Here is a 10,550-nt window from a genome sequence, read left to right as displayed (position 1 = left end):
CCAAAAGCATCCGCGGCCCCAAAATCGCCAAGCCCAAGGAATGGCTGGAGGGAAAGGCTGCCAATGCTCATGTGTCGACCGACCGGGTGCTTAAGGCCCATAAAGGGAAAACACCTTGAAAGGGCTGACCTTTAAAACGAAACCCTTTCGTGCTTGCTGCCCGCCCGACCTATCTTGCTGGCGCAGGCTCAGCACCTGAACGTCACCTTGTTCCAGCGCCCACCGGTCAGCCAGTGGCAATGAGGCCAGTAGACTGACGATCAGGGTCTGATAGGCCGTCTTGATGGTTGTGAGATAGTTTCTGAAGTCGATTTCAAACTGCGCGTTGATGTCCGGTAACGTCCTGCCAAGGGACCTCCCGAAAGAGATCTGTCTGTAATCGCCATAATGGTCCTTTGCCATTGCATGGTAGTTTCGCTCGTCGTCGATTCTGAACGTTCGGTCGGTTTGCGTTTTGCCATCGGAGCCGGTGATAAACCATGTTTTTCCGTCATCGAATTGGCCGTCTGCATAGAGGTCGAGAAACGCGTGGCCTGGCAGTTTCAAAGTCGGCATGTCTTTGGGCCCCAAACCGCTTGGTGGCATCTCAGGCAAGAACTTGCGCCCGTCCGATTCGAACGTATCAGCACCAAACAAATTGTCTTTCACCTGTTTGGCCATCTTCATTCTTTCAGGGGGTGGTAAATCCAGCGTCATCACGGCTTTGCTCAGGCTTTCGCTTTGGCTTTCCAGAGCCGCCATCGCTCGCTTGATATCCTCCTTGTCGTAGTCCGACGCCGTGCGCGATTTTACAACCCCCATGCAGACCGCCCATTCCAGAGCAGGACTCAACCGCAGTCGCGCGATGGTTTCAAGCGTTTCGGGCGAGGCGCCGACGCTGTGCTCCAGAGGCAGGTCTACGAGCTGTTGAAAGGACAACGGTTGCGATCGATTCAGGCCAAGCTCATCGGCCAGCAGCACGCCGTGCATGAAATTCACCCACACCACCGAACTCTTGTAACGAAGTTCGGACGGGATATCGCGCACGGCGAAATCCTTTGAAAGCAGGGTCTGGAACACGTGCGCCAGTAATATCGCCTCGTGGGTATTGATAACACGCCGGGTATGCAGTAAGTGCTGTTCGAATTCGCTGCGCAGGGTCTGATAGCTTTTGCCCAAGTGTGCCGGGTCTTGCCAGCGGAAGCCGGCGAGCTCTTGCGGTTCGTCGGCCGATGGCGCGTGAAGGTAAAGGCATATGGCTTTGCAAACCAGTTGATAGCGTACGGCGGCCGGTGTCTGTTCGCCGGGCAGTGCACCGTACCACTTGAGCTTCTTGAGCAGCCGGTCTGCCAGATCGAGCGTTTCGGTGGAGTTCAGTATCCGCAGGAGGAAAACCGAAGGCGTCGCGCGCAGTTCCTCGGCGGATGCTAGACGCAATACATCACCGCTCAAGCGACGGATCAGGAAGGACTTGCCGTTCATGAAGTCTTTTACAGTGTCGACGATTCGGGCATTGATGTGTTTTGCCTTGTACGTGTCGATGGTCATGGATTGCGCAAGGGCAGGTGTCGCGAGCACTAAGGCCTTGAACCGTTTTCGATCCAGGGCGGTGGGTTGGGGAATGAATGTGTCGATATCCGGGCCGTCATCAAGCCCGAGCGTTTGTCTGGCGCGAGATTCTTCGTTGGCGGCGGGGTCGGGCGCAGCTAAAGACGTCGATGTCATGTCGTACTCCTTATGAACGAGTTCCCGTACAGAGGGAAAACCTGGAGTACCCAGTAAATCGATCTTCAAATCTGCTGTGGCTGTATATATATATGCCCATATGCCGTGACGCTTGTACCGCACTGAGGCTGATCCGCCGCTTGCCGGAACCGGGAACGCCTCCTAGTCTTGAGGGGATGGTCTGATAGAGACGGAAGATCAGGCAGTGATCATGCAAGGGACCTCATGAAGCAGAAACGGACTCTCGGAACGCCACGGTTGTTGGGTATCGTCTGGCCATTTATCGCTGTCGTGTTATTTCAGGCTCTGTTGGGAGGTGTCAGCCTTTACGTTCTTTCGGCGGTACGCGGCTACGTCGGCGGTGAAAGCCTGTGGTCCAAGGGCCAGAAAGACGCCATCTATTACCTCAATCTCTACGCCGACAGTCGCGACGAAACGATTTTTCTCAAATACCAGAACGCAATTGCCGTGCCTCAGGGCGGCCATGAGTTGCGTCTGGCGCTGGATCAACGCCCCCCTGATATCGAGGCGGCGCGAATCGCGATCCTCAAGGGCGGCAATCACCCGGACGATGTTTCCAGCCTGATTTGGCTGTACCTCAATTTCCGCCACTTCAGTTACCTTGAAAAAGCCATCGAACTCTGGGCAGTCGGTGATGCGTACCTGGTGCGACTCGATGATGTCTCGCGCGAGATGCATCAGCGCATTGCCGATAGCCAGGTCACCGATGCCGATGTCAAACGCTGGAGGGAGCAGATTTTTGCCATCAACGATGGCGTGACGCCTGCCGCCAAAGCGTTCAGCGATGCCTTGGGTGAAGGCTCGCGGATGATTCTTCGGCTGTTATTGATGACGAACCTCGCCACCGCGCTGGGTTTGATTGTGTTGGCATTGTTGCGTACCCACAAACTGCTCAAGCAGCGTCATGCCTTCGCCGATGCCTTGCAGTTGGAGAAAGACCGGGCGCAGATCACTCTGCAATCGATTGGCGACGGGGTAATCACCACGGACGTCGAGGGCGCGATCGCCTACATGAATCCGGCTGCCGAGGCCTTGACTCACTGGAAGGCCGAACAGGCGGTGGGGTTGCCGTTGGCAGCGCTGTTCAATCTGCTGGACGAGAACGCCCAAGCTGACGGTTTTACCTTGATCGAGCACATTTTGAATGGTCAGCTCAGCGGTGGCAGCGAGCATTCCAAACTGATCCAGCGCCTGGATGGCAGCACGGTTTCGGTCACTCTGGTCGGCGCGCCGATCCGCAACGCCGGAAAAGTCAGTGGCACCGTGCTGGTGCTGCATGACATGACCCAGGAGCGGCAATACATCGCCACGCTGTCCTGGCAGGCGACTCATGACGCCCTGACCGGACTGGCCAACCGCCGCGAGTTCGAATATCGCCTCGAACAGGCTCTGCATAACCTGACGCGCCAGGCGGGGCGTCACGCCTTGATGTTTCTCGATCTGGATCAATTCAAACTGGTCAACGACACCTGCGGTCATGCGGCGGGCGACGAACTGTTGCGGCATATCTGTGCGTTATTGCAATCAGGTCTGCGCGAAGGTGACATCTTGGCGCGATTGGGTGGCGACGAGTTTGGCATTCTGTTGGAAAACTGTGCGCCGGAAGCAGCCGAGAAAATCGCCGAAGGCCTGCGCCAGACCGTGCAGAACCTGCACTTTGTCTGGAAAGGCCGGCCGTTCGTAACCACTGTGAGTATCGGTCTGATGCATGTGGCCCAGAGTCCGGCCACCCTTGAAGCTTCGCTGCGTGCCGCTGATATGGCCTGTTATATGGCCAAGGAAAAGGGCCGCAACCGGGTTCAGGTCTATCACGCCGATGACTCGGAGCTGTCCCTGCGCTTTGGCGAGATGGCCTGGGTGCAGCGCCTGCATGTGGCGTTGGAAGAAAACCGCTTCTGTCTGTACGCGCAGGAAATCGCACCCCTTGGCGCTGGCGAGCAGGGCCGCGGGCATATCGAAATCCTGCTGCGCCTGCATGACGAAGCGGGGCGCATGATCTTGCCGGACAGTTTCATTCCGGCCGCCGAGCGTTACGGTTTGATGACGTCGATTGACCGTTGGGTGGTGGAGAACGTTTTCAAGGTCATTGCCCAATGCATTGCGCAAGAGCGCGAAGAGCCGTTGGCCATGTGTGCGATAAATCTGTCAGGTATTACTATCGGAGATGAGGCGTTTCTGGACTTCCTTCGTGAACAGTTTGTTGCATACTCGATTCCGCCTGAAATGATTTGTTTTGAAATTACAGAAACCAGCGCCATTTCAAATTTGCCCAGTGCGATTAGATTTATCAATGAACTCAAAGGTTTAGGTTGTCATTTTTCGCTAGATGACTTTTGCGCCGGTATGTCCTCATTCGCTTACTTGAAACATTTACCTGTAGACTTCCTGAAGATCGACGGGAGTTTCGTAAAGGATATGCTGGACGACCCGATTAACCGCGCTATGGTCGAAGTGATCAATCACATCGGTCATGTCATGGGTAAGCGCACGATTGCCGAGTTCGTTGAAACACCTCAGATCGAGCAGGCATTGCTGGAGATCGGGGTGGATTACGCTCAAGGGTATGTGATTGAACGCCCGCATCTGTTTACCCTGGATAGTCTGCTAAGTCGTCCTGCCCGGCCCCGACCTTTATTGTTCAAGGCGCCAGGCACGTTCCGTTGAAACGCTTGCCGATCTGAAAATCACAATCAAAAGGAGCGCGACAGTGATCGACATATTCAACAGAACCGGACCACTCATGGAAGCTGCAAGTTATCCCGCCTGGGCTCAGCAACTGATCCAGGATTGCAGCGAGAGCAAGCGCCGGGTAGTCGGACACGAACTGTATCAACGCATGCGAGATAACAAACTCAGCGCAAAAACCATGCGTCAGTACCTTATTGGTGGCTGGCCGGTGGTCGAACAGTTCGCGTTATACATGGCACAGAACCTGACAAAGACCCGTTTTGCGCGCCACCCTGGCGAAGACATGGCGCGTCGCTGGCTGATGCGCAACATTCGCGTCGAATTGAACCATGCCGATTACTGGGTGCATTGGAGCCGTGCTCACGGTATCAGCCTGGAAGATCTGCAAGCCCAACAAGTGGCCCCTGAGCTTCACGCCTTGAGCCACTGGTGCTGGCACACCAGTTCGTCGGATTCGCTGATCGTGGCCATCGCCGCCACCAACTACGCCATCGAAGGGGCGACCGGAGAGTGGTCGGCCCTGGTGTGCTCCAATGGTGTCTACGCGGCTTCATTCCCCGAGGAGGATCGCAAGCGGGCGATGAAGTGGTTGAAGATGCACGCCCAGTATGACGATGCCCATCCATGGGAAGCGCTGGAAATCATCTGCACCCTGGCAGGCATGAACCCGAGCAAAGCGCTGCAAGTGGAATTGCGCCAGGCTGTTTGCAAGAGTTACGACTACATGTATCTGTTCCTGGAACGTTGCATGCAGTTGGAACTGGCAGGGAAAGCCCCGGTAGCCCGTGAGCGGATGGCGTTGGCCGAAAGCTGATCTGAAGACTACGCAAGACAACTGTAGGAGCGAGCTTGCTCGCGAAGGCGGTTTGCCATTCACCATCTCAGTTGAATGTTAAGCAGCCTTCGCGAGCAAGCTCGCTCCTACATTTGGTTATGCGGCGTTGCTGAAATATCAGCCCGCCATCGCCAGGCGATTTCGCCCCTCGCGCTTGGCCACATACAACGCACTGTCGGCCCGTCGCAGCAGACTCTCGGCAGATTCGCCGGGCAACAGCGTCGAGCAACCGATGCTGACCGTCAGCTCGATCATCTTGCCCTCGGCCATATAGTCCTGAGCTTGCGCCGCAAATCTCAGCCTTTCACCGACCATGGCCGCGGCCTCGCGGCTGGTGTTGGAAAGCAGGATCAAAAATTCTTCGCCACCAAACCGAAAAACCATGTCGACGTTGCGCAACTGGTTTTTGATCGAAGCCGCGACGGCCTTCAATACGTCATCACCGGCACTGTGCCCGTAGGTGTCGTTGATCTGTTTGAAGTGATCGATGTCCAGCATCAGCAGTGACAGGGGTTGGGAGTGTCGCCGCGACATCTCGATTTCCCGTTCCAGCGTCTGATCCATGGCGATGCGATTGCCGGTATCGGTCAGCGGATCGCGCAATGCACTTTGAGTCGCCGCTCGGTAGAGCAGGGCGTTTCGCATGGGGAAGAGCAAAGTCGATAACAGTGACTCCAGGTTGCCCTGTTCCTGTTCGCTGAAGCGTTGATTGCGCCGGAACACCAGCTCACCCAATTCCTCACCTTCATGGCTGAGGCTGTAGCTGATTGAATGATGACCCCGCGCGCCGAATAGCAGGCGCAAGTCACTGGGCTGATGCTCATAACTCAAGGCATCCAGCGGCACAAGGCGTTGAATTTCGCGAAAGAAAAGCCCGAGAATGCGTTGCGGCTCAAGACTGGTTTGCAGTTGCAGGCCCAGCTCCTGCCGCAACAGCGCAAGACTGACGGGACGCTCCAGGAGGGGAGGCTGCTGACCAAAGCCCAGGCGCTGCAATTTGGCATTGTCGAAGTCAATTGCGTTGGTCTGGGAAGATGATTTCATGTGGCGTGAGCCCCTAAGCAGTAAGGCTGTCTTACAGGCTGGGTGAGAGCGGCTTTGGGCTGCGCGTCATACTGGTCCATCAGTCCCGTAGGACATTTGGCACGAGTTTAGTCCGCTTTGCCGAAGATTAGTAACCTCTCGGCTCAAGCTCCGCCTCGTCTGCTTTCACACGGCGTGTCTGAACAGAATTAGAGCGAAAGTCATGCCATTCGGTTCAGTCGGATAAAAAAGTGTTTTAAATCAAAAGGATGGAGGGTTGCACGAGGAATGTCAGGGGGTTGGGTGACATTTGTTTGACTTGAAACAGAGGCGGTTACCACGATTTTAAATGCCGCGGCGGGAATCCGTCGCGGCACAAAAGCGACGCACGGGCGTTACTGGGCGTTGAACGCCTGGCCGTTGATGCCGGTACTGTCCGGCCCCATGAGGTAAAGATAGACCGGCATGATCTCCTCGGGTGTCGGGTTGTTCAGCGGGTTTTCACCGGGGTAGGCCTGAGCGCGCATGCTGGTGCGGGTGGCGCCGGGGTTGATGCTGTTGGAGCGTACCGGTGCCACGGTGTCCACTTCGTCGGCCAGGGTTTGCATCAGGCCTTCGGTCGCAAACTTGGAAACGCCGTAAGCGCCCCAGTACGCACGACCCTTGCGACCGACGCTGCTGGAGGTGAACACCACCGAGGCGTCCTGAGACAGCTTGAGCAGCGGCAGCAGGGTGCTGGTGAGCATGAACATGGCGTTGACGTTGACGTGCATGACGCGCATGAAGTTCTCGCCGGACAGCTGCTCGATCGGGGTCCGGGGACCGATGATGGATGCGTTGTGCAGCAAGCCGTCGAGGTGGCCGAACTCGGTCTCGATCATGGCTGCCAGTTCATCGTATTGATGGGGCAGGGCGGTTTCCAGATTGAACGGGATCACCACCGGCATTGGATGCCCGGCCGCTTCGATTTCGTCGTAGACCTGAGTCAGGTTGGCTTCGGTCTTGCCCAGCAACAGCACGGTGGCGCCGTGGGCAGCGTAGGTTTTTGCAGCGGCAGCACCGATGCCACGGCCAGCGCCGGTGACCAGGATGACCCGGTCCTTGAGCAATTCGGGATGGGCGGAATAATCAAACATAAAAAACCCTCAACACAAATAAAGCGGACCTGTACCGCTTTTCGTAGGAGCCAGCGGTGCGGCGATCCGACTTGCCGGCGAAGGCGTCCTTAAGAGCGCCTTCGCCGGCAAGCCTTAATGCCAGTCAGTTAAGCGAAATTCCTGTAGGAGCGAGCTTGCTCGCGAAGACGGCAGTACAGTCAATATTGATGTCGCCTGATATACCGCTTTCGCGAGCAAGCTCGCTCCTACAGTGTTCCGAGCCTTAACTGACTGGCATTACGGCAAGCCTGGCTCCTACAAAAGCATCTCAGCTCAGCAGCTGCACAACGCGTTATCCAACACTTCGAGCAGCGCCAGCGGATGATCGATCACCACGTCCGCGCCCCAGTGCTTCGGGTTGTCGTCCGGGTGAATATAGCCGTAGGTCACTGCGCAAGTTTTGGTGCCGGCATCACGGCCGGACTCGATGTCCCGCAGGTCGTCACCCACAAACAGCACACTGGCCGGGTCCAGGTCGAGCATCTTGCACGCCAGGATCAACGGCTCCGGATCCGGTTTGCTGTTCTTCACATGATCGGGGCAAATCAGCACTTTCGAACGTTCGGCCAGGTTTAGTTGCTGCATGATCGGCTCGGCGAAACGCACCGGTTTGTTGGTGACCACGCCCCAGATCAGGTTGGCCTTTTCGATTTTCTCCAGCACCTCGGCCATGCCGTCGAACAGATGACTGTGGACCGCGCAACCCTTGAGGTAGCGGTCGAGAAATTCCTGACGCAGTTCCTCGAACCCCGGCGATTCCGGGTCCATGGAAAAGTTTGCGGCGACCATCGCTTTGGCGCCGCCGGAAATTTCATCGCGAATGTGTTGAGTGTTGATTGGTGGCAAACCACGGTCAGCGCGCATCGCCTGGCAGATGGCGATGAAATCCGGCGCGGTGTCGAGCAGGGTGCCATCCATGTCGAAAAGAACTGCTCTGATACGCATCGGCTTACTCCTCGCGCAGGGTCTGGATCATGTAGTTGACGTCGACATCGGCCGCCAGTTTGTAGTGCTTGGTCAGCGGATTGTAGGTCAGGCCGATGATGTCCTTGACGGTCAGGCCGGCCATACGGCTCCAGGCGCCAAGCTCCGACGGGCGGATGAATTTCTTGAAGTCATGGGTGCCGCGCGGCAGCAACTTCATGATGTATTCGGCACCGACGATGGCGAACAGATAGGCTTTCGGGTTGCGGTTGATGGTGGAGAAGAACACCTGGCCGCCCGGTTTGACCATGCGGAAGCAGGCGCGGATCACCGAGGACGGATCCGGCACGTGTTCAAGCATTTCCAGGCAGGTGACCACGTCGAACTGTTCAGGCATTTCTTCAGCTAGCGCTTCGGCGGTGATCTGTCGGTACTCGACGCTCACGCCGGATTCCAGCTGATGCAACTGAGCAACCGCCAGCGGCGCTTCGCCCATGTCGATGCCCATCACGGTCGCGCCGCGTTGAGCCATGGCTTCGCTGAGGATGCCGCCGCCGCAACCGACGTCGAGGACTTTCTTGCCAGCCAGATTGACGCGCTCATCGATCCAGTTGACCCGCAACGGGTTGATGTCGTGCAGCGGTTTGAACTCGCTTTCGCGGTCCCACCAGCGATGGGCCAGGGCTTCGAATTTGGCGATTTCGGCGTAGTCGACGTTGCTCATGGTGTCAGTCCTCTAAAACTTGAAAAATCCTGTTGCCCCGGTTTCGGTCCAGGGTGCTTACAATTCGGTGCTTACGATTCGGTATGGCCGCTGATGCGCTGACCCCAGGCCTTGGCGGTGGCGCACAGTTGCGCTTCATCCAGGCGGGTCAGGCGGCGGTCGTCGAGCAGTTGCTTGCCAGCGACCCAAAGGTGTTTCACGCAATCGCGGCTGGAGGCATAGATCAGTTGCGAAACCGGGTCATAGACCGGTTGCTGTGCCAGGCCCGACAGGTCGAACGCAACGATGTCCGCCGCTTTGCCGACTTCCAGCGAACCCGTCTCAGCTTCGATTCCCAGTGCGCGGGCACCATTGAGCGTGGCCATGCGCAGGGCTCGATGGGCGTCCAGCGCGGTGGCGGAGCCGGCAACGGCCTTGGCCAGCAACGCAGCAGTGCGGGTTTCGCCGAGCAGGTCCAGATCATTGTTGCTGGCCGCGCCATCGGTGCCGACAGCCACATTGACCCCGGCCTGCCACAAGCGCTCCACCGGACAGAAACCGCTGGCCAGTTTCAGGTTCGACTCCGGGCAATGAATCACATGGGTGTTACTTTCTACCAGCAGCACCAGGTCTTCATCGCTGATCTGGGTCATGTGAACGGCCTGGAGGCGCGGCCCGAGCAGGCCCAGGCGGCCGAGGCGGGCCAACGGGCGTTCGCCGCGCTGCTCGACCGACTGCTGCACTTCGAAAGCGGTTTCATGGACGTGCATATGAATCGAGGCGTCAAGCTCTTCGGCGATAACGCGGATTTTTTCCAGGGTTTCGTCGCCCACGGTGTAGGGTGCATGGGGGCCGAAGGTGACTGTGATCCGCTCGTGATGCTTGAGATCGCCGAATAATTCCACGCCCTGACGAATGGCTTCATCCGCCGAACTGGCGCCTGGAATCGGGAAATCGAGGATCGGAATGGCGATCTGGGCGCGAACGCCGCTGTTGTGTACACATTCGCTGGCGACCTTGGGGAAGAAATACAGGTCGGAGAAACAGGTGATGCCGCCCTTGATCTGCTCGGCGATGGCCAGGTCAGTGCCGTCGCGTACGAAAGCTTCGTCTACCCATTTGGCTTCAGCAGGCCAGATGTGGTTTTCCAGCCAGGTCATCAGTGGCAGATCATCGGCCAGACCGCGGAACAGCGTCATTGCCGCATGCCCGTGGGCATTGATCAGGCCGGGGCTGAGCAACATGTCCGGCAATTCGCGGACTTCGGTTGCGTTAAGCTTCAAGGCTGCTGCACGCGGGCCGACAAATACGATACGACCGTCGCGGATGCCCAGGGCATGCTCTTTAAGGACCACGCCAGCCGGTTCGACGGGTACCAGCCAGGTCGGCAGCAATAATAGGTCGAGCGTAGCGGTGGGGGTCGGCATCGAGAATCGGTTCCGGCTTTTGTAAAGGATGGCGAAGTATACCCGAGCGTCTTCGCGGGGGGATCGCT

At 57.5% G+C, this 10,550-nt stretch carries 8 protein-coding genes; 2 read left to right on the top strand and 6 right to left on the bottom strand.

Translation table 11 applies throughout. The features are described from left to right. Positions 1-90: 90 nt before the first annotated feature. On the bottom strand, positions 91-1,704 hold the full coding sequence (locus MEB48_RS23795) for a hypothetical protein (RefSeq protein WP_237886290.1): 1,614 nt from the start codon (positions 1,702-1,704) through the stop codon (positions 91-93). 225 nt (positions 1,705-1,929) lie between these two features. Between MEB48_RS23795 and MEB48_RS23790 the strand changes: the two genes are divergently transcribed. Next, positions 1,930-4,389, top strand: coding sequence for an EAL domain-containing protein (locus MEB48_RS23790; protein WP_237886289.1), 2,460 nt, complete (start codon positions 1,930-1,932; stop codon positions 4,387-4,389). A gap of 76 nt (positions 4,390-4,465) precedes the next feature. Further along, entirely contained in the window at positions 4,466-5,227 is a 762-nt protein-coding gene (locus tag MEB48_RS23785) for an iron-containing redox enzyme family protein (protein ID WP_269137598.1), read from the top strand. Between the two features lie 138 nt (positions 5,228-5,365). On the opposite strand, the gene MEB48_RS23780 is transcribed toward MEB48_RS23785, so the two are convergent. From MEB48_RS23780 to MEB48_RS23760, 5 genes are all read right to left on the bottom strand, one after another. Further along, positions 5,366-6,292: a GGDEF domain-containing protein gene (locus tag MEB48_RS23780; protein ID WP_237886287.1), complete on the bottom strand. Its 927-nt coding sequence runs from the start codon at positions 6,290-6,292 to the stop codon at positions 5,366-5,368. A gap of 374 nt (positions 6,293-6,666) precedes the next feature. Further along, complete coding sequence (locus MEB48_RS23775; protein WP_030128748.1) at positions 6,667-7,407, bottom strand: YciK family oxidoreductase; 741 nt, start codon at positions 7,405-7,407, stop codon at positions 6,667-6,669. Positions 7,408-7,701: 294 nt separating this feature from the next. Beyond that, positions 7,702-8,373 (bottom strand): N-acetylmuramic acid 6-phosphate phosphatase MupP, encoded by a 672-nt coding sequence (mupP, locus tag MEB48_RS23770; RefSeq protein WP_237886286.1) that lies wholly within the window; start codon positions 8,371-8,373, stop codon positions 7,702-7,704. Positions 8,374-8,377: 4 nt separating this feature from the next. Then, complete coding sequence (ubiG, locus tag MEB48_RS23765; RefSeq protein ID WP_046042598.1) at positions 8,378-9,076, bottom strand: bifunctional 2-polyprenyl-6-hydroxyphenol methylase/3-demethylubiquinol 3-O-methyltransferase UbiG; 699 nt, start codon at positions 9,074-9,076, stop codon at positions 8,378-8,380. A 71-nt stretch (positions 9,077-9,147) separates the two neighbouring features. After that, positions 9,148-10,482, bottom strand: a complete 1,335-nt coding sequence (locus tag MEB48_RS23760) for a TRZ/ATZ family hydrolase (RefSeq protein ID WP_237886285.1) — start codon at positions 10,480-10,482, stop codon at positions 9,148-9,150. Positions 10,483-10,550: the final 68 nt, after the last annotated feature.

It is taken from the genome of Pseudomonas sp. PGPR40 (assembly GCF_022014505.1).
In the GTDB taxonomy this organism is placed as follows: Bacteria; Pseudomonadota; Gammaproteobacteria; order Pseudomonadales; family Pseudomonadaceae; genus Aquipseudomonas.
The sequence above is the reverse complement of the archived record's forward strand: the minus strand, read 5'-3'. Positions and strand labels throughout refer to the sequence as shown.

Bases quoted from the DNA above. Each gene is read 5' to 3' on its own strand.
- MEB48_RS23760 (WP_237886285.1), bottom strand. From the start codon at position 10,482: ATGCCGACCCCCACCGCTACGCTCGACCTATTATTGCTGCCGACCTGG.
- MEB48_RS23795 (WP_237886290.1), bottom strand. From the start codon at position 1,704: ATGACATCGACGTCTTTAGCTGCGCCCGACCCCGCCGCCAACGAAGAA.
- MEB48_RS23785 (WP_269137598.1), top strand. From the start codon at position 4,466: ATGGAAGCTGCAAGTTATCCCGCCTGGGCTCAGCAACTGATCCAGGAT.
- ubiG (WP_046042598.1), bottom strand. From the start codon at position 9,076: ATGAGCAACGTCGACTACGCCGAAATCGCCAAATTCGAAGCCCTGGCC.
- MEB48_RS23780 (WP_237886287.1), bottom strand. From the start codon at position 6,292: ATGAAATCATCTTCCCAGACCAACGCAATTGACTTCGACAATGCCAAA.
- MEB48_RS23775 (WP_030128748.1), bottom strand. From the start codon at position 7,407: ATGTTTGATTATTCCGCCCATCCCGAATTGCTCAAGGACCGGGTCATC.
- MEB48_RS23790 (WP_237886289.1), top strand. From the start codon at position 1,930: ATGAAGCAGAAACGGACTCTCGGAACGCCACGGTTGTTGGGTATCGTC.
- mupP (WP_237886286.1), bottom strand. From the start codon at position 8,373: ATGCGTATCAGAGCAGTTCTTTTCGACATGGATGGCACCCTGCTCGAC.